At 57.5% G+C, this 18,005-nt stretch carries 16 protein-coding genes; 8 read left to right on the top strand and 8 right to left on the bottom strand.

Going from position 1 to position 18,005, the window contains the following annotated elements; all coding sequences use genetic code 11:
- Nucleotides 1–2: 2 nt before the first annotated feature.
- The 4 genes from gsiA to gsiD are packed head-to-tail and all read left to right on the top strand — an operon-like array spanning nt 3 to nt 5,275.
- Nucleotides 3–1,874 (top strand): glutathione ABC transporter ATP-binding protein GsiA, encoded by a 1,872-nt coding sequence (gene gsiA / locus P349_RS22640; RefSeq protein ID WP_032649356.1) that lies wholly within the window; start codon nt 3–5, stop codon nt 1,872–1,874.
- A gap of 23 nt (nt 1,875–1,897) precedes the next feature.
- A complete protein-coding gene (gsiB, locus tag P349_RS22635; protein ID WP_032649353.1) occupies nt 1,898–3,436 on the top strand; it encodes a glutathione ABC transporter substrate-binding protein GsiB in 1,539 nt (512 codons plus the stop codon).
- A 5-nt stretch (nt 3,437–3,441) separates the two neighbouring features.
- Nucleotides 3,442–4,362 carry a glutathione ABC transporter permease GsiC gene (gsiC, locus tag P349_RS22630; RefSeq protein WP_032649351.1) on the top strand — a complete coding sequence of 307 codons (921 nt, stop codon included), beginning with the start codon at nt 3,442–3,444 and terminating at the stop codon, nt 4,360–4,362.
- Between the two features lies 1 nt (nt 4,363).
- Nucleotides 4,364–5,275, top strand: coding sequence for a glutathione ABC transporter permease GsiD (gene gsiD / locus P349_RS22625; protein ID WP_024908682.1), 912 nt, complete (start codon nt 4,364–4,366; stop codon nt 5,273–5,275).
- Between the two features lie 59 nt (nt 5,276–5,334).
- On the opposite strand, the gene rimO is transcribed toward gsiD, so the two are convergent.
- Both rimO and P349_RS22615 read right to left on the bottom strand, forming a co-directional pair.
- Nucleotides 5,335–6,660 carry a 30S ribosomal protein S12 methylthiotransferase RimO gene (gene rimO, locus P349_RS22620; protein WP_023335043.1) on the bottom strand — a complete coding sequence of 442 codons (1,326 nt, stop codon included), beginning with the start codon at nt 6,658–6,660 and terminating at the stop codon, nt 5,335–5,337.
- 353 nt (nt 6,661–7,013) lie between these two features.
- Nucleotides 7,014–7,931, bottom strand: coding sequence for a LysR family transcriptional regulator (locus P349_RS22615; RefSeq protein WP_032649348.1), 918 nt, complete (start codon nt 7,929–7,931; stop codon nt 7,014–7,016).
- Nucleotides 7,932–8,135: 204 nt separating this feature from the next.
- Between P349_RS22615 and bssR the strand changes: the two genes are divergently transcribed.
- Together bssR and P349_RS22605 are read left to right on the top strand one after the other, a co-directional pair.
- Nucleotides 8,136–8,519, top strand: coding sequence for a biofilm formation regulator BssR (gene bssR, locus P349_RS22610; RefSeq protein WP_024908680.1), 384 nt, complete (start codon nt 8,136–8,138; stop codon nt 8,517–8,519).
- A 106-nt stretch (nt 8,520–8,625) separates the two neighbouring features.
- Entirely contained in the window at nt 8,626–9,744 is a 1,119-nt protein-coding gene (locus tag P349_RS22605; RefSeq protein WP_032649345.1) for a PQQ-dependent sugar dehydrogenase, read from the top strand.
- Here P349_RS22605 and P349_RS22600 read toward each other — a convergent pair whose 3' ends face one another.
- A complete protein-coding gene (locus P349_RS22600) occupies nt 9,745–10,371 on the bottom strand; it encodes a glutathione S-transferase family protein (protein WP_024908678.1) in 627 nt (208 codons plus the stop codon).
- 241 nt (nt 10,372–10,612) lie between these two features.
- On the opposite strand from P349_RS22600, the gene dacC reads away from it, so the two are divergent.
- Complete coding sequence (dacC, locus tag P349_RS22595) at nt 10,613–11,818, top strand: serine-type D-Ala-D-Ala carboxypeptidase (RefSeq protein WP_032645372.1); 1,206 nt, start codon at nt 10,613–10,615, stop codon at nt 11,816–11,818.
- A 67-nt stretch (nt 11,819–11,885) separates the two neighbouring features.
- On the opposite strand, the gene deoR is transcribed toward dacC, so the two are convergent.
- The 3 genes from deoR to P349_RS22580 all read right to left on the bottom strand — a co-directional run bounded on the left by deoR (nt 11,886) and on the right by P349_RS22580 (nt 14,056).
- Nucleotides 11,886–12,644: a DNA-binding transcriptional repressor DeoR gene (deoR, locus tag P349_RS22590; RefSeq protein ID WP_024908676.1), complete on the bottom strand. Its 759-nt coding sequence runs from the start codon at nt 12,642–12,644 to the stop codon at nt 11,886–11,888.
- A gap of 67 nt (nt 12,645–12,711) precedes the next feature.
- A complete protein-coding gene (gene ybjG / locus P349_RS22585; RefSeq protein ID WP_032649343.1) occupies nt 12,712–13,320 on the bottom strand; it encodes an undecaprenyl-diphosphate phosphatase in 609 nt (202 codons plus the stop codon).
- A 7-nt stretch (nt 13,321–13,327) separates the two neighbouring features.
- On the bottom strand, nt 13,328–14,056 hold the full coding sequence (locus tag P349_RS22580) for a phosphatase PAP2 family protein (protein WP_032649342.1): 729 nt from the start codon (nt 14,054–14,056) through the stop codon (nt 13,328–13,330).
- A 168-nt stretch (nt 14,057–14,224) separates the two neighbouring features.
- Here P349_RS22580 and P349_RS22575 point away from each other — a divergent pair, with 168 nt between their 5' ends.
- Nucleotides 14,225–15,457: an MFS transporter gene (locus tag P349_RS22575; protein ID WP_032649341.1), complete on the top strand. Its 1,233-nt coding sequence runs from the start codon at nt 14,225–14,227 to the stop codon at nt 15,455–15,457.
- A 486-nt stretch (nt 15,458–15,943) separates the two neighbouring features.
- Here P349_RS22575 and P349_RS22570 read toward each other — a convergent pair whose 3' ends face one another.
- A complete protein-coding gene (locus P349_RS22570) occupies nt 15,944–16,756 on the bottom strand; it encodes a Cof-type HAD-IIB family hydrolase (RefSeq protein ID WP_032649339.1) in 813 nt (270 codons plus the stop codon).
- Nucleotides 16,746–17,960 carry an MFS transporter gene (locus P349_RS22565; protein ID WP_032649336.1) on the bottom strand — a complete coding sequence of 405 codons (1,215 nt, stop codon included), beginning with the start codon at nt 17,958–17,960 and terminating at the stop codon, nt 16,746–16,748. The genes P349_RS22570 and P349_RS22565 overlap by 11 nt, the downstream gene beginning before the upstream one ends.
- Nucleotides 17,961–18,005 lie beyond the last annotated feature (45 nt).

Genomic DNA, 18,005 nt, shown 5'->3' on the forward strand with positions numbered 1-18,005 from the left:
GCGTGCCGCACAGTGAAGAACTGGACAACCGCGAAGTGCTGGCTGTCCATCAGCTCAATATTGCGTTTCAGGAAGAGCGGCAGTTCATCCCCGCAGTACAGAATTTATCGTTCACGCTCAGGCGCGGCGAGACGCTGGCGATTGTTGGCGAGTCCGGCTCCGGGAAATCGGTCACCGCGCTGGCGCTAATGCGCCTGCTGGAACAGACGGGCGGGCAAATCAGCAGCGAGAAAATGCTCCTGCGCCGCCGCAATCGTCAGGTCATTGATTTAAATGAGCTAAGCGGTTCGCAGATGCAGAGCGTGCGCGGGGCGGATATTGCGATGATCTTCCAGGAGCCAATGACCTCCCTGAACCCGGTGTTCCCGGTCGGGGAGCAAATTGCCGAGTCCATCCGCCTGCATCAGGGGTTGAGCGGCGATGAAGCGCTCAAAGAGGCCCGACGGATGCTGGAGCTGGTGCGCATTCCGGAGGCGCAGGCCATTCTGGGGCGCTATCCGCATCAGCTTTCCGGCGGCATGCGCCAGCGGGTGATGATTGCCATGGCGCTCTCCTGCCGTCCCGCAGTGCTGATTGCCGACGAACCAACGACGGCGCTGGACGTGACGATTCAGGCGCAGATCCTGCAGCTCATCAAAGTCCTGCAGCAGGAGATGGAGATGGGGGTGATTTTCATCACCCACGATATGGGCGTGGTCGCCGATATCGCCGATCGCGTACTGGTGATGCATAAGGGCAGCGCGGTGGAAACCGGCACGGTTGAGCAGATTTTTCACGCGCCCGTGCATCCTTACACCAAAGCGCTGCTGGCGGCGGTTCCGCGTCTGGGGGCGATGAACGGTAGCGATTTGCCGCGCCGCTTCCCCCTGATTTCTCTCGAGGCGTCTGAGCAGCAGGAGGATGAGCGCGAGCAGGACACCGTGGTGCCGGGTAAGCCCATTCTGGAAGTGCGCGATCTGGTCACCCGCTTTCCGCTGCGCAGCGGCGTACTGAACCGGGTGAAGCGCGAAGTGCACGCGGTGGAAAACGTCAGTTTCGATCTCTGGCCGGGTGAAACGCTGGCGCTGGTGGGGGAGTCCGGCTGCGGTAAATCCACCACCGGACGCGCGTTGCTCCGTCTGGTGGAGTCACAGGAAGGCAGCATTACCTTTAACGGTGAGCGCATTGATACCCTTCCGGACAGCAGGCTGCAGGCGGTGCGGCGGGATATTCAGTTTATTTTCCAGGATCCCTATGCCTCCCTCGATCCGCGCCATACGGTGGGGTATTCGATCATGGAGCCGCTGCGGGTACATAACCTGCTCGACGGCGAAGCGGCACAGCGTCGCGTGGCCTGGCTGCTGGAGCGCGTCGGCCTGAAGCCGGAGCATGCCTGGCGTTATCCGCACGAGTTTTCCGGCGGACAGCGGCAGCGTATCTGCATCGCCCGCGCGCTGGCGCTAAACCCGAAAGTGGTGATTGCCGATGAGTCCGTCTCGGCGCTGGATGTCTCTATCCGGGCGCAAATCATCAACTTATTGCTGGATTTACAGCGGGATATGGGCATCGCCTTCCTGTTTATCTCGCACGACATGGCGGTGGTCGAGCGCATCAGCCATCGCGTGGCGGTGATGTTTATGGGGCAAATTGTGGAAATCGGACCACGAAGAGCGGTGTTTGAGAACCCACAGCACCCGTACACCCGCAAGCTCATCGCGGCGGTCCCGGTTGCCGATCCGGCGCATCGTCACGGCCAGCGCGTGCTGCTGCAGGATGAAATGCCGAGCAATATTCGTAAGCGTGGCGAGGCCGTGGAGCGCGTGACGCTGCGCGAGGTCAGTCCGGGTCATTTCGTTGCTCCCCCGCGTCAGGACAATGCCTTTTCGCGGTTATAACTTTCAACAGGCAGGAGAACACAATGGTTACATTTGTAGCGCGTAGATGGTTGTTAGCCGCGAGCGTGACGGCAGCCCTGGCCGCTGCCCCCGCGTTCGCTGCCAAAGATGTGGTGGTTGCCGTCGGCTCTAATTTCACCACGCTCGATCCGTATGACGCCAACGACACGCTCTCTCAGGCGGTGGCGAAATCGTTCTACCAGGGCCTGTTTGGCCTGGATAAAGAGATGAAGCTCAAAAACGTGTTGGCGGAGGGGTACACCGTGTCCGACGACGGACTGGTGTATACCATCAAGCTCAGGACCGGCGTGAAGTTCCAGGATGGGACAGATTTCAATGCGGAGGCGGTGAAGGTTAACCTCGATCGCGCCAGCAATCCGGAAAATAGCCTCAAGCGCTATAACCTGTATAAAAATATCGCCAGCACCGAGGTGGTCGATGCGGCAACGGTAAAAATCACCCTGAAAGAGCCGTTCTCGGCGTTTATCAATATTCTGGCGCATCCGGCAACGGCGATGATTTCCCCTGCCGCGCTGAAGAAATACGGCAAGGAGATCGGCTTCCATCCTGTTGGTACCGGTCCGTACGAGCTGCTCACCTGGAACCAGACCGATTTTGTGAAGGTGAAGAAATTCGCCGGATACTGGCAGCAGGGGCTGCCGAAGCTCGATACCATCACCTGGCGCCCGGTGGTGGACAACAACACCCGCGCGGCGATGCTGCAAACCGGCGAGGCGCAGTTTGCCTTCCCGATCCCGTATGAGCAGGCCGCCATTCTGCAGAAAAACAACAAGCTGGAGCTGGTCGCCAGCCCGTCGATCATGCAGCGTTACATCAGCATGAACGTCACGCAAAAGCCGTTCGATAACCCGAAGGTGCGTGAGGCCATCAACTACGCCATTAACCGTCAGGCGCTGGTGAAGGTCGCCTTTGCGGGCTATGCCACTCCGGCCACCGGCGTGCTGCCGCCGGCTATCGCCTATGCGCAAAGCTATCAGCCGTGGCCGTACGATCCGGCCAAAGCGCGCGAGCTGCTGAAAGAGGCGGGCTTCCCGAACGGCTTCAGCACTACGCTGTGGTCCTCGCATAATCACAGTACCGCTCAGAAGGTGCTGCAGTTTACCCAGCAGCAGCTGGCGCAGGTCGGCATCAAGGCGCAGGTCACCGCGATGGATGCCGGACAGCGTGCGGCAGAGGTGGAGGGCAAAGGACAGAAAGAGAGCGGCGTGCGGATGTTCTATACCGGCTGGTCGGCCTCGACCGGTGAAGCAGACTGGGCGCTGTCGCCGCTGTTTGCCTCGCAGAACTGGCCGCCAACCCTGTTCAACACCGCGTTTTACAGCAATCCGCAGGTGGATAAAGACCTGGCCGATGCCCTGAAAACCACCAAGCCGGAGGAGAAAGCGCGTCTCTACAAGGACGCGCAGGACATCATCTGGAAAGAGTCGCCGTGGGTGCCGCTGGTGGTGGAGAAACTGGTGTCAGCCCATAATAAAGCGTTGACCGGGTTCTACATTATGCCGGATACGGGCTTTAGCTTTGACGATGCGGATTTAAAATAAACCTCATGCTGAATTATGTGTGTAAACGCCTGCTGGGGCTTATTCCGACGCTGCTGATTGTGGCGATCCTGGTGTTTCTGTTTGTCCATATGCTGCCGGGCGATCCGGCGCGTCTGGTTGCCGGGCCTGAAGCGGATGCCACCGTCATTGAGCTGGTGCGTAAGCAGCTTGGCCTCGACCAGCCGCTGTATATGCAGTTCATCCATTATATTTGCAACGTTCTGCAGGGCGATTTTGGTATCTCGATGGTATCGCGCCGTCCGGTGTCGGAGGAGATTGCCAGCCGCTTTATGCCGACGTTCTGGTTAACGATTGCCAGCATGAGCTGGGCGGTCGTGTTTGGGCTGGGCGCCGGGATTGTCGCGGCCGTCTGGCGCAACCGCTGGCCGGACAAGCTCGGCATGGCGCTGGCGGTGACCGGCATCTCCTTCCCGGCGTTCGCGCTGGGGATGCTGCTGATGCAGATCTTCTCCGTCGAGCTGGGCTGGCTGCCGACCGTCGGGGCCGATACCTGGAAGCATTACATTCTGCCTTCCATGACGCTGGGGGCTGCCGTGTCGGCGGTGATGGCCCGCTTTACCCGCGCCTCGTTCGTTGACGTACTGAGCGAAGATTATATTCGCACCGCGCGGGCGAAAGGGGTCAGCGAGAAGTGGGTCATTCTCAAGCACGGGTTCCGCAATGCGATGATCCCGGTGGTGACGATGATGGGACTGCAGTTTGGCTTCCTGCTGGGCGGCTCTATCGTCGTGGAAAAGGTCTTCAACTGGCCGGGGCTGGGACGCCTGCTGGTCGATTCCGTCGAGATGCGCGACTACCCGGTGATTCAGGCGGAAGTCCTGCTTTTCTCGCTGGAGTTTATTCTTATCAACTTAGTGGTGGACGTGCTCTATGCCGCCATTAACCCGGCCATCAGGTACAAGTAAGATGCGATTGTTGAACTGGCGACGTCAGGCCGTTTTAAACGCGATGCCGGGGCTAAAACCGGACCACGTCCGCACCCCGTGGTCTGAATTCTGGCGGCGTTTTCGCCGTCAGCCGGTCGCGATGACCGCGGGGCTGTTTGTGCTGCTGCTGATTGCGGTGGCGGTGATTGCGCCGTGGGTGGCGCCGTTTGATGCGGAAAACTATTTTGACTACGACCGTCTGAACGACGGACCGTCGATGCTGCACTGGTTCGGCGTGGACTCCCTCGGGCGCGATATCTTTAGCCGCGTGCTGGTGGGGGCGCAGATCTCGCTTGCCGCCGGGGTGTTCGCGGTGCTGATCGGCGCGGCCATCGGTACCGTGCTGGGTCTCGTTGCCGGGTATTACGAAGGCTGGTGGGATCGCATCATCATGCGCATCTGTGACGTGCTGTTTGCTTTTCCCGGCATTTTGCTGGCAATTGCCGTGGTGGCGATCATGGGCAGCGGCATGGCAAACGTCATCATTGCGGTCGCGGTGTTTTCGATTCCGGCGTTTGCTCGTCTTGTGCGCGGCAACACGCTGGTGCTGAAACAACAGACCTTTATCGAGTCGGCCCGCAGTATGGGGGCCAGCGACGCCACCATTCTCTTCAGCCATATTCTGCCGGGAACGGTGTCGTCCATCGTGGTCTATTTCACCATGCGTATCGGCGTGTCGATTATCTCGGCGGCCAGCCTGTCATTTCTGGGGTTAGGGGCGCAGCCACCGACACCGGAGTGGGGCGCGATGCTGAACGAGGCGAGGGCAGATATGGTGATTGCGCCGCACGTGGCGATCTTCCCAAGTCTGGCGATTTTCCTGACCGTGCTGGCGTTTAATCTGCTGGGTGACGGGCTGCGCGACGCGCTGGATCCGAGGATAAAGGGGTAGTGCTGTGAAATGTGCCGGGTGGCGGCTACGCCTTACCCGGCCTACTACAGAGGGGGAGATTAAACCCGGCTACCCCACAGGTCATACTCATCCGCGTTTTCAACCTTCACGCGAATAATATCACCCGGCTTAACGCTGGTTTCGCCGTTCAGGTACACCGCACCGTCGATTTCAGGGGCATCCGCCATGCTGCGGCCAATCGCGCCTTCTTCATCCACTTCGTCGATGATAACCATAATCTCGCGGCCCACTTTTTCCTGCAGACGTTCAGCAGAGATCTGCTGCTGCAGCTGCATGAAGCGGTTCCAGCGCTCTTCTTTCACCTCTTCCGGCACCTGGTCCGCCAGCTCGTTGGCGGTTGCGCCTTCTACCGGGCTGTACTTGAAGCAGCCAACGCGGTCCAGACGCGCTTCTTTCAGGAAGTCGAGCAGCATCTGGAAGTCTTCTTCGGTTTCACCCGGGAAGCCGACGATGAAGGTGGAGCGCAGGGTCAGATCCGGGCAGATCTCGCGCCACTGCTTGATGCGCGCCAGCTGGCGGTCAACGGAGCCAGGACGCTTCATCAGCTTCAGAATGCGCGGGCTGGCGTGCTGCAGTGGGATATCCAGGTACGGCAGAATTTTGCCTTCCGCCATCAGCGGGATGACGTCGTCAACGTGCGGGTACGGGTAAACGTAGTGCAGACGCGTCCAGATACCGAGTTTGGACAGCTGCTCGCACAGGCCCACCATGCTGGTTTTCACCGGCTCGCCGTTGTGGAAACCGGAGCGGTGTTTAACGTCCACGCCGTAGGCCGAGGTGTCCTGGGAGATGACCAGCAGCTCCTTCACGCCTGCATCGGCCAGACGTTTGGCTTCCGCCAGCACTTCACCAATGGGACGGCTCACCAGATCGCCACGCATGGATGGGATGATGCAGAAGGTGCAGCGATGGTTGCAGCCTTCGGAAATTTTCAGGTACGCGTAGTGACGCGGCGTCAGCTTCACGCCCTGTTCCGGCACGAGGCTCAGGAACGGGTTGTGCTTGGGTTTTGGCACGTAGTGATGAACATGTTGCAGCACCTGCTCGTAGCTGTGCGGGCCGGTGATCTCAAGCACCTTTGGGTGCACTTCGCGGATCTGGTCTTCTTTCGCGCCCAGACAGCCGGTCACGATCACTTTGCCGTTTTCCGTCAGGGCTTCACCGATGGCTTCCAGTGACTCCTGAACCGCGCTGTCGATAAACCCGCAGGTGTTAACGATCACCATATCGGCGTTGTCGTAGCTTGGCACCACGTCATAGCCCTCGGTGCGCAGTTCGGTCAGGATGCGTTCTGAATCCACCAGGTTTTTCGGGCAGCCCAGGGAGACGAAGCCGATTTTCGGCTGGTGCGTAACATTGCTCATAGGTTAAAAATTCATCAATTATGGAGTTATCAGGGCGGGATTTTACAGCGTATCGCGGGGGATTTATACAGGTCTGTGGCGATCTCAGCAGGTTTGGATCAACCGCTTTGCTTAGCAACACTGTTTAGAATTACTTATCCCGGCTTTAAGCGATGCTAATTGGCTAAAAAATCATCAAAAGATATCTTTCACCCTGTCAACATGACTTGTGAGATCCTTAATGAAAGATATGTATGTCCAGTCCAAAGTCGCTATGGCTAAAACCCTTTATGCGCACGGCGTCAAGCTAACCGATATTGCTGTCGCAACAGGGCTAAATCCGCGAAAAATTAAATCAGAACTGAAACGCGCCGCTAAGTTGTCGGGACCAGCAGATCATCCAGCACAGTAGAGAGCAATTTATTGCTCTCTTTTCGGTATGAGGAGTAAATGCTGAATTTCGGTAACGCGAACGGGGTGCCAACTCGTCTGAGCTTGTACATCTCTGAGTAAGTGGCAAAAGCGCGCTCGGGAATAATCCCCAGACATGGAGTTTTGGCGATAATAATCAGAATGGAAGCAAACGAGGTGGTGAGTAAACAGCGTTCGCTGGAGCGGAATTTTTTATCAGCGATGCTGCGGTAATAAATAATTTTTTCGTTTTTAGTGTTATAGCCCACCAGGCTGGCATTTCTGAACAGCTCTTCATCGATAGTACTGCCATAAAGCGGGTTATCCTGCGCGGCGACAAGCACCAGGTCTATATCGCACACCTTCTGACATCGGATGTTGCTGTTTTCCACTGAGAACGTAGAGAACACTACATCAGCCTGACGCATGTTCAGCAGTTCAGTGGTTTTTTGTTCATTCAGGTCTTCAGTTCGATGCAGCAGACTAATGTCTGAATTCGTTTCAAGGAGCTTTTCCGTTAATTCCGGTACCACCAGCGGAGAAATAAAGGATTCTGTATAAAGCGTCACGCGCTTCTTACGTGAGGGGACTGAGTCAGGCAGAAGGGTGGAGAGCTTATCGATTATCGAGATTGTATTATCGTAAAGCTCATCTGAAAACACCGTCGGCAGCAGGATGTTGCCGCTGCGGACAAAGAGGTTGTCCCCCATCATTTCACGCAGTTTTCGCAGCGACTGGCTGACAGCAGAAGCGGATATGTCCAGCATATCGGCAACCTTAGAAATGCTTCCTACGCTATAGATTAAGCAAAAGATGGTGAGAAGATTCAGGTCTACCTTAGAGAGAGAACATATTTTTTCAGACACCGGGAGTGCTGCCATACTCACCTCTGCGAGTGCGATTTTGCAAGCCATTCAGCCTAATAAAAAAGTAGCATAGCTCCCCGTAACGCGCTTCGCTGCGCGTGAGGTTGTAACATTGTAAATTATGTTAATCAGTTAATAAAAATTGATCCCAGGCATTAAACTGTACAAAAAATGAACTTATCCTGACTATGCACCATGGCTGACAGAGGAGGAAAGAGCATGACCGTTGACAGACTTAAACGCGATCTGCTGAACAAGCTGATCAACGCCCGAATCGACCTGGCCGCGTACCTGCAGTTGAGGAAGGCAAAAGGGTATATGTCAGTCAGCGAAAGCGAACATCTGCGTGATAACCTGTTTGAACTGTGTAATTTCATGCGTGAAAAAGCACCGACCCTGAAGGCGAACGGCGGCGAAAGTGAAGAAATAGCGCTGCGCCGCGCCGCCGAGGTGCTCTCCATTGCAGGGGTGTGTCTGATGAACGGACGCCACGACTGCCCGAACTTTATCGCCGTAAACGCGGAGAAGCTTGAAAACTGCCTGACAACGCTCTCTCTATGCATCATGTGTCTGAACGAGCACAAACAGCTTGAACAGCACTGATCCCGGGGGAGGCAACTCCCCCTTCTGATTAAGCTTTTGTAAAAGTGGTAACGCGCCCGGATGCAGTGGCTAACCTTTATGCCATATGCCGATAAAGGAGCGCGTTATGCCTCGATCCTCGCTGATTTTCCTGCCTGCGTTATTCATTCCGTTTTCGCTTCTTGCTGCGCCAGAGGCGGTCAGGGTCGAGGTGCTGCAAAATAAACTCGATCACCCCTGGTCTCTGGCGTTTCTGCCGGACAATAAAGGCCTGCTGGTGACCCTGAAGGACGGTCAGCTCAAACGCTGGCAGGCCGGAAAAGGGTTGTCCGATCCGATTGTCGGCGTGCCGAAGGTCTGGGCAAACGGTCAGGGAGGGCTGCTGGACGTGGTCCTCGCCCCGGATTTTGAAAAATCGCGCCGCATCTGGCTGAGCTTCGCCGAAGCAGGGAGTGATGGCAAAGCCGGAACGGCGGTGGGCTATGGCCGGTTAAGCGACGATCTTACGCGCATTGAAGCCTTCCAGGTGGTGTTCCGCCAGATGCCGAAACTCTCCACCGGGAACCATTTTGGTGGGCGGCTGGTGTTCGACGGCAAAGGTTCTCTCTTTATCGGACTCGGCGAGAACAACCAGCGTCCGACGGCGCAGGATCTGGATAAATTGCAGGGTAAAGTGGTGCGCCTCACAGAAGACGGGAAAGTCCCGCCGGATAACCCCTTTGTGAATACCCCCGGCGCGCGGCCCGAAATCTGGTCTTACGGCATTCGCAACCCGCAGGGGATGGCGATGAACCCCTGGAGCGACACGCTCTGGCTGAACGAGCACGGCCCGCGCGGCGGGGATGAGATCAACATCCCGGAGAAGGGTAAGAACTACGGCTGGCCGCTGGCGACGCACGGCATTAACTACAGCGGCCTGAAAATACCGGAAGCCAAAGGCGAGCACGTTGAGGGTACAGAGAAGCCGCTGTTCGTCTGGAAAGTCTCACCCGCGGTGAGCGGCATGGCGTTCTACAACAGCGACGTTTTCCCGCAGTGGAAAAACAAGCTGTTTATTGGGGCGCTGAAGGAGAAGGACGTGATCGTGCTGAGCGTGGAGGGAAACAAGGTGACGGAGGACGGGCGCATTCTGGGCGACCGGGACCAGCGTATTCGCGATGTGCGGGTCGGGCCGGATGGGTATCTGTATGTCCTGACCGACGAGACGGACGGGCAGCTGTTGAAAGTCAGCCCGTCCGGAGCGTAATCAGGTGACCGGGATCATCACCACGTTGCGGTACGCCGGGCGATCGCTCAGCTGTTTAAGCCAGCGCTCAAGGTGAGGGCGCGGCGTCCACTTCAGACCCATGTTGGTCAGGTTCCAGACGAACGGCGCCACGGCGATATCGCCTGTGCCGAACGCCTCGCCGGAGAACCAGGCGTGCTTCGCCAGCTCGTCATCCATCATCGCAAACAGATTTTCGCAGGCATCCTGCGCGGCGTGAATTGCGGGATAGTCGCGTTCAGCTTCCGGTGTGCGGATAAGCCCCATCAGGATCACGCGGTGGGTCGGGGATAACGTCTGGTTTGCCCAGTCCATCCACTTTTCGCCCTGAGCGCGCCGGGCCGGGTTTTCAACCCACAGGCGGCCCTGACCGTACTGCGCGGCGAGGTAACGCACAATGGTGTTGGACTCCCATAGCGTCGCGTCTGTTTCATCATCGCGCAGCAGCGGCACCAGGCCGTTCGGGTTCATGGCCAGATAGTCTGCCTCTTTGTTTACGCCGAACGACATGCCAGCCATGATTTGATTGAACGGTAAATCCAGCTCTTCAAGCGTCCAGAGCACTTTCTTAACGTTGGTCGAATTATTCCTGCCCCACAGCGTAATCATATTTACTCCCGATGAGATGTGAATCCGAGTCAGCCTTTCGCCATGGTGAGATAAACCTAACAATTACGCAACAGAAGACAAAAAAATCGTCTTAATCAAAGCGTATCTGAATGTTATTGCATAAACTTTAATAACTTTACCCTCGTTGGGTTTCTTTAACGGTTTTAGTGCGCTATTACTCATCGCTTCTTGCGACACGGTGATGTGACGTAATTTTTGAATGGACACTCGGGTGGCATTTATGACGCGTAAAATGACTTCTCTGCGCAGCCTGGCGACCGGCTCTGCGCTTCTTTTCCTGTTTGCACCAACGCTCTACGCAGCTGAACAGGCTGCGCCCGAAGCGCCGCCTGTGGATGCGCGCGCCTGGATCCTGATGGATTATTCCAGCGGTAAAGTGCTGGCGGAAGGGAATGCGGATGAGAAACTCGATCCGGCAAGCCTGACCAAAATCATGACCAGCTATGTGGTGGGCCAGGCGTTAAAAGCGGGCAAGATTAAGCTGAACGATATGGTGACCATCGGTAAGGACGCGTGGGCGACCGGCAACCCGGCGCTGCGCGGGTCATCGGTGATGTTCCTGAAGCCGGGCGATCAGGTTTCCGTTTCCGATCTGAACAAAGGGGTAATTATTCAGTCGGGAAATGATGCGTGCATCGCGCTGGCCGATTACGTTGCCGGCAGCCAGGATTCGTTCATTGGTTTGATGAATGGCTACGCGCAAAAGCTGGGCCTGACCAATACGACCTTTAAAACGGTTCACGGTCTGGATTCGCCGGGACAGTTCAGTACTGCGCGCGACATGGCGCTGCTCGGGAAAGCGCTGATCCACGACGTGCCGGATGAATACGCGATCCACAAAGAGAAAGAGTTTACCTTCAACAAAATCCGCCAGCCGAACCGCAACCGCCTGCTGTGGAGCAGCAATGTCAATGTGGACGGGATGAAAACCGGCACCACGGCGGGTGCAGGATATAACCTGGTGGCCTCCGCGACCCAGGGCGACATGCGCCTGATTTCGGTGGTGCTGGGCACCAAAACCGACCGTATTCGCTTTAATGAGTCAGAAAAACTGCTTACCTGGGGCTTCCGCTTCTATGAAACCGTGACGCCGATTAAACCGGATGCCACGTTCGTCAGCCAGCGCGTCTGGTTTGGTGACAAGAGCGAAGTGAACCTGGGCGCGGGTGAGGCGGGCTCGGTGACCATTCCGCGCGGTCAGCTGAAAAACCTGAAAGCCAGCTACACCCTGACCGACCCGCAGCTCACCGCGCCGCTGAAAAAAGGCCAGGTGGTCGGAACCATTGATTTCCAGCTCAACGGTAAGTCGATTGAACAGCGTCCGCTGATTGTGATGGAAGCGGTGGAAGAGGGCGGTTTCTTCAGCCGGATGTGGGATTTCGTGATGATGAAATTCCACGGGTGGTTTGGCAGCTGGTTTAGCTAAACTCGATGCGTTTTCTCCCTCTCCCACAGGGAGAGGGCCGGGGTGAGGGCATCAGACCGCACCCCGTTTAATACATCAACTTCACCTGCTGCGCCTTCGCGTGGGCCACGATCTCGTCGTCCGGGCGGCAGTCGCTGATGATGGCATCGAACTGCGCCAGCTCGCCCATTCTTGCCGAACGCACCTTACCAAACTTGCTGTGATCGACCACCAGCACATGGTACTGCGCGGCGCTCAACGCCCAGTGCTTCACCGGCAGCTCTTCCAGATTAAAGCAGGTCGCGCCCTGACGCACGTTAACGCCTGCGGCGGAATAAAACGCGATATCCGGGCAGAGATTGCTGAGCGTGTCCTGCAGGTTAAGTGGCTTAAAGATGGCGTTGCTGGCGTGAAACTCGCCGCCGCAGAGGATCACCCGGCACTCGGGTTTCTCCTGAAGCGCCAGAAAGGTGTTCAGGGAGTAGCAGACGGCGGTGAACGGAATGCTGCTGTCGATGGCCTCGATAATCCACGGCGTAGTGGTACCGCAGTCAAAAAACAGCGTCTGGTGCGGCTGCACCAGTGAGGCCGCAAGCCGCGCGGCTTTGCGTTTCTCTTCCACCAGGCGCGTCTTCTGGTCGCTGATCAGATAATGGCTGGCGCTGCGCGGCTCAAGCACAATATACCCGCCCAGCAGCACGACGGGCGCGCTCTCGCTATTCAGATCCCGACGAATGGTCATCTCTGAGACGCCGAGGAGGTTGGCGGCTTCCTTAAGATGCAGCTTATCGCTGCGCTTCAGCGCCTGTAGCAGCTGAGCAATGCGGTCATCGCGACGTGTTTCCATAGTTCCTCGGGATAAAAAAGTGAACCCCCGCAGGGCGGGGGTTCAAGTGTAACCTGTCAGGTTGGGGTTAGTCACGTATCCAGCCTTTGCGGATCGGGATAGCGAAAATGGCACGATAGAGTGAAGACAGCGTGCGGTAGAGCGCTTCACCGAAGAGACTCCACAGGATAGCCGCGCTCACGCAGCCAATCAGCCCGACCAGGAAACCGCCCACCATATCCAGCGGCCAGTGAACGCCCAGGTAAATGCGAGACCAGGCGATTGCCAGGGCTGCCACCATCAGGACCGCACCAGACCACAGGCGATGCCAGAACAGGAAAGCCAGCGCGAAGGTAAAGATCACCGTGCCGTGATCGCTCGGGAACGAGTCATCCGGCGCGTGGTGCAGGAAGGTATAGCCCACGTGAGCCACAAAAGGACGGGGGTGCGGGAACACATGACCCAGTGCGAAGCTCACCAGAACGCTCACGCCCAGCGCCATCGCCACTTTGATCACCAGCTGGCGGTGCGCTTTCACCTGGCTACGAGGTCCCCACAGCCAGAGGATGGCGGCCAGCGCGGGCACGATGCTGATCAGATCTTTTGCCAGGAAGGTGGCAAAGTCGATCATCCACTCAGGTGAGGCCGGGGTGGCGTTGATCAGATAAAACAGCTGATAATTCAGATTCTCTAGCATAGCGTTATCACTCTTTAGCAAACCGGGTGGAAACAAGGCCGTAGACCACCACCTGAGAAAACCAGACCCACCACCCAGCCCACAGGTTGTGAGAGAAAAAATGTGCCCCGCGCATGATCTGGCCGTAGCCCATCACCAGGCCTAACACCACGCCCAGCGCGACGAAGCACCAGGCGAGACGCGGACGCTCGCGCCAGAAGGCAAAAAACAGCCCCATCACCATAAAGCCGCTGGAGGCATGACCACCGGGGAAGCAGCGCCCCGGACCGCTGTCAGCAGGGACGGCGCTGAACAGGGGATAAGAGACAGCCTTACCGCCATATTCCACCAGATCCCATGGGCAGCTGTGATGGCTCACGCTTTTCAGCACGCCTACCACCAGCGCACCAACGCCCATCAGCAGCGCCGCCGTGACCAGCCTTGCGTTACGCTTGTAAGCGCCGTAAAACAGCGCCACGGCACCTAAGGCGATGGCAATGTACTTCGCCAGACGGTGGTTCAGCAGATCCAGCAGATGATCTTTCTGCAGCGGAAAGCTCTGCGTTGCCGCGTCATACCAAAAACCAGTGATCCATCTGTCGAGCGCTTCATTGCGTGATAACCACGTGAAAAGCACGGCAAGGACGACCAGTACGAAAAGCTGATAACCATAAAAGCGGCCCGGCAAGCGGTAAAGTCGTTTTGTCTTATTTGTCTGTAAGTTAGATAATTCTGAACGGCTGGAAGTGAGTGCCATAATTTGGGGTCGTTGACGAGTAATGGGGCTATCATAAATCTGTCAACTTAAGGAAACCTTAAACGAAGACGATATGTGCTTTATTTCTGTTTATCCTCGATAAATCACTATCTCGGGCTGCGGCATTTCATTAAACTCGTCGCGATTTTGTCATTATAAAGAGATTGCATGTTAAACCGTTCTTCTTCTGGTTCACGTCTGGGTCGTCAGGCGTTGCTTTTCCCTCTGTGTCTGGTGCTCTACGAATTTTCTACCTATATCGGTAACGATATGATCCAGCCCGGTATGCTGGCCGTAGTGGCGCAGTACAACGCGGGAATCGAGTGGGTACCGACCTCCATGACCGCCTATCTGGCCGGCGGCATGTTTTTGCAGTGGCTGTTAGGTCCGCTGTCGGATCGTATTGGCCGTCGTCCGGTGATGCTGACGGGCGTGGTGTGGTTTATCGTCACCTGTCTTGCCACGCTGCTGGCGCAAAACATTGAACAATTTACCCTGCTGCGCTTCCTGCAGGGGGTGAGCCTGTGCTTTATCGGCGCCGTGGGGTATGCCGCCATTCAGGAGTCGTTTGAAGAGGCGGTGTGCATCAAAATTACCGCGCTGATGGCGAACGTGGCGCTGATCGCCCCCTTACTCGGGCCGCTGGTGGGGGCCGCGTGGGTGCACGTTGCGCCGTGGGAAGGGATGTTTGTGCTCTTTGCGCTTCTCGCCGCCTTCGCGTTCTTTGGCCTGCACCGTGCGATGCCGGAAACGGCCACCCGCATCGGCGAGAAACTCTCGCTGAAAGAGCTGGGTCGGGATTACAAAGAAGTGCTGAAGAATGGCCGCTTTGTGGCGGGCGCGCTGGCGACCGGGTTCGTTAGCCTGCCGCTGCTGGCGTGGATCGCGCAGTCTCCGGTTATTATCATCAGCGGTGAAAAGCTCAGCAGCTATGAGTATGGTCTGCTGCAGGTGCCGATCTTTGGCGCGCTGATTATCGGCAACCTGGTGCTGGCACGTCTGACGTCACGACGCACCGTGCGTTCACTGATTATCATGGGTGGCTGGCCGATTGCGGCAGGGCTGATTCTGGCAGCGGTGGCGACCGTCGCGTCATCCCACGCTTACCTATGGATGACTGCAGGGCTGAGCATTTACGCCTTCGGAATTGGCGTGGCGAACGCCGGGCTGGTGCGCCTGACGCTGTTTGCCAGCGAGATGAGTAAAGGCACGGTGTCAGCGGCGATGGGGATGCTGCAGATGCTGATTTTTACCGTCGGTATCGAGGTGAGCAAGCATGCCTACGCGATGGGCGGCAACGGGCTGTTCAGCCTGTTTAACCTCGCCAACGGCGTGCTGTGGGTTGGACTGATGGTGGTGTTCCTGAAGGACAAACGCGTCGGGAACGCCCTACAGCCGTGATCTTTATTCCCTCTCCTCGTGGGCTGAGGGTTCCTCACAAAATAATGCCTGCACGGGCGACCCCCTCTCCCTTGAGGGAGAGGGCAGGGGTGAGGGGGAACATACGGCTCTGGTGGTCATTCCGTTCACTTTATGTTTCTTGCTACTCTTTAACGACACGACCTGTGAACGTGCCATGGCGGCTCAATCGCCGCCGCCCTGGCGACCCGGGCTCCCGGCGGTAAATCGCCGCTTCGCGGTGCCCTCAGCTTATTCCTTCAGGCTATCGGGTCGGGCATGAGCCTGCATCCCTGCAGGCTACGCCCTCTCGGCGCATCCGTGCGCCTCGCCCCGGCCTTACGGAAACGCTTCGGCGATTTACAGCCGGACCAGGGCGTTGCTGTAAGCCATTTATTTTCCTGAACCTATATTCATCGCTTCCGGTTAAAAAATGACTGGGGATTTCTATCCCTGTGGGAGAGGGTAAAGCCAACAGACCGCACGCGGTCAATTAAACGGCGCCTCCCCATCCAGCACCTTATCAATCACATCCAGTACGCCTTCATCGTTATTGTGCGGCGCTTCAAAACGCGCCACCGCTTTAATATGCGGTCTGGCATTCGCCATCGCAAAGCTGAACCCGGACTGACGCAGCATCTCCACGTCGTTGCCGCTGTCGCCGAAGGCCACCACGTCGCTGTCGTCAATGCCCCAGCGCTGTTGCAGGATCCGCAGACCGTTGGCTTTATGCACGCCGGGGATGATCAGGTCGATACTGCCGTGACCGGTGGTGACGGGCACCATGATGTCGCTCAGCTTTTCATGCAGCAGCGCCTGAATCCGCGGAATTTCATCGTCAGACACGTTGAGTCCGAACTTGAAGAAAATATCGTTCAGGTTGTCGAAATCGCTGACCATTTCGAGGCGGTGGTAGTACTTCGCCGCGATATGCTTAAAGCCCTCGTCATAGCATTTCAGCGTGTAGGCGCTGCTCTTCCCGCAGGCGATGATCTCAATACCCGGCACGTCGCTTAACACGTTCGCGACCGTGTCGAAATGGGCTCTCGACAGTTCACCGTTAAAGACATCTTCTCCTTCGCTCACGACCCAGCCGCCGTTCTCGGCGACGAACGCAATTTCATGCGCAATCTCCGGGAAAAAGGAGATTAACTGGTAGTACTGGTTGCCGCTGGCGACCACAAAGCGAATGCCTTGCGCCTTCATGCGGGCGTACTGCGCCAGAAAGCGCGGGCGATTATAGGTCTTGGCATCGCTCAGAAAAGTACCATCCATGTCGACGGCGATCAGTTTAACGCTCATATCCCTTCTCCAGTGTCGTTTGTTTCGTTTCCGGCTTTGCCACCGCGCGCGCCACCAGCGCCGCGATGATGACCAACCCTAACACCACCAGCATGGCGCTGCGCAGTCCGTAGTGCTCACCGAGGAAGCCGAGCAGCGGCGGCCCGACCAGGAAGGCAAGGTAGCCCGTGGTTGCCACCACGCTGACGCGCGTCGGGGCATCCGGGCCGGTGTCGCTGGCGGCTGAAATGGTCAGCGGGAAGCCGAGGGACGCGCCCAGCCCCCAGAGGATCACCGAGACGCCGGCAATCCAGTCCACATCGACAAAGATGATCATCGCAATGCCCAGGCCGCCGAGCAGGGCGCTGGCGCGCACTACCGCCACGCGACTGTAGCGGTCGATAAACCAGCCGCCGGTGAAGCGTCCGACGGTCATCCCCAGCGTAAACCCGGCGTAGATCAGCGAGCCGGAGGTAGGGCTAAAGCCGTGGCCGTCCACCATCAGCAGCGGCAGCCAGTCGTTGGCAGATCCTTCCGCGAACGCCATCGCCAGCACCACCACGCCGATCAGCATCAGCTGGAAGTCGCGGTAGAAGGGCAGCCCTTTTTCGGCTGAGTGCTGTTCGTCAGCGGAGTTTTTGCCGTTACCGTCCGGGATGGCCCGGATGCCGGTCAGAATCGGAATAATGCACACCAGCGCCGCCAGCAGAATATGCAGATTGGCGCTCACGCCGGTGGCGGTCAGCGCCATCCCCACGCCGGCACCGGCCAGCGTGCCGAGGCTGTAAAAGCCGTGCATCATCGGCAGCACGGTTTTGTTCATCTCACGTTCGACCGCCGCCCCTTCAACGTTGATGGCAACTTCTGCAGAACCGAAGCTACCGCCAAATACCGTCAGGCCCAGGGCGAAGAGCACCGGTGAGGCAAACCACAGCGCCACGCTCAGCACGATCATCCCGAACACCGCGAAGCACATGGTAGTGCGGATCACCGCCCGCGTACCGAAGCGCTTAACCAGCCAGGCAGAGCAGAGAATGCCGCTCATGGAGCCTATCGACAGGCCAAACAGCACGATACCCATCTCAGTGGTAGAAACGGACAAAATATCGCGAATGGCGGGGGTGCGTGTGGCCCAGGAGGCCATCAGCAGGCCGGGAATGAAGAAGAACATAAACAGCGCCCACAGGCGGAGCTGCAGGGCTTTACGGGGAGAGGTCAGCGTCATTGGGGTAGCACCAGAAGTACAACAATAGCGACAACACTAGCAAGT

The organism is Enterobacter sp. DC4, from assembly GCF_000568095.1.
Classification (GTDB): domain Bacteria; phylum Pseudomonadota; class Gammaproteobacteria; order Enterobacterales; family Enterobacteriaceae; genus Enterobacter; species Enterobacter pseudoroggenkampii.

Coding starts and splice junctions, on each gene's coding strand:
- gsiB (WP_032649353.1), top strand. CDS start 1,898: ATGGTTACATTTGTAGCGCGTAGATGGTTGTTAGCCGCGAGCGTGACG.
- gsiC (WP_032649351.1), top strand. CDS start 3,442: ATGCTGAATTATGTGTGTAAACGCCTGCTGGGGCTTATTCCGACGCTG.
- gsiD (WP_024908682.1), top strand. CDS start 4,364: ATGCGATTGTTGAACTGGCGACGTCAGGCCGTTTTAAACGCGATGCCG.
- rimO (WP_023335043.1), bottom strand. CDS start 6,660: ATGAGCAATGTTACGCACCAGCCGAAAATCGGCTTCGTCTCCCTGGGC.
- P349_RS22615 (WP_032649348.1), bottom strand. CDS start 7,931: ATGGCAGCACTCCCGGTGTCTGAAAAAATATGTTCTCTCTCTAAGGTA.
- bssR (WP_024908680.1), top strand. CDS start 8,136: ATGACCGTTGACAGACTTAAACGCGATCTGCTGAACAAGCTGATCAAC.
- P349_RS22605 (WP_032649345.1), top strand. CDS start 8,626: ATGCCTCGATCCTCGCTGATTTTCCTGCCTGCGTTATTCATTCCGTTT.
- P349_RS22600 (WP_024908678.1), bottom strand. CDS start 10,371: ATGATTACGCTGTGGGGCAGGAATAATTCGACCAACGTTAAGAAAGTG.
- dacC (WP_032645372.1), top strand. CDS start 10,613: ATGACGCGTAAAATGACTTCTCTGCGCAGCCTGGCGACCGGCTCTGCG.
- deoR (WP_024908676.1), bottom strand. CDS start 12,644: ATGGAAACACGTCGCGATGACCGCATTGCTCAGCTGCTACAGGCGCTG.
- ybjG (WP_032649343.1), bottom strand. CDS start 13,320: ATGCTAGAGAATCTGAATTATCAGCTGTTTTATCTGATCAACGCCACC.
- P349_RS22580 (WP_032649342.1), bottom strand. CDS start 14,056: ATGGCACTCACTTCCAGCCGTTCAGAATTATCTAACTTACAGACAAAT.
- P349_RS22575 (WP_032649341.1), top strand. CDS start 14,225: ATGTTAAACCGTTCTTCTTCTGGTTCACGTCTGGGTCGTCAGGCGTTG.
- P349_RS22570 (WP_032649339.1), bottom strand. CDS start 16,756: ATGAGCGTTAAACTGATCGCCGTCGACATGGATGGTACTTTTCTGAGC.
- P349_RS22565 (WP_032649336.1), bottom strand. CDS start 17,960: ATGACGCTGACCTCTCCCCGTAAAGCCCTGCAGCTCCGCCTGTGGGCG.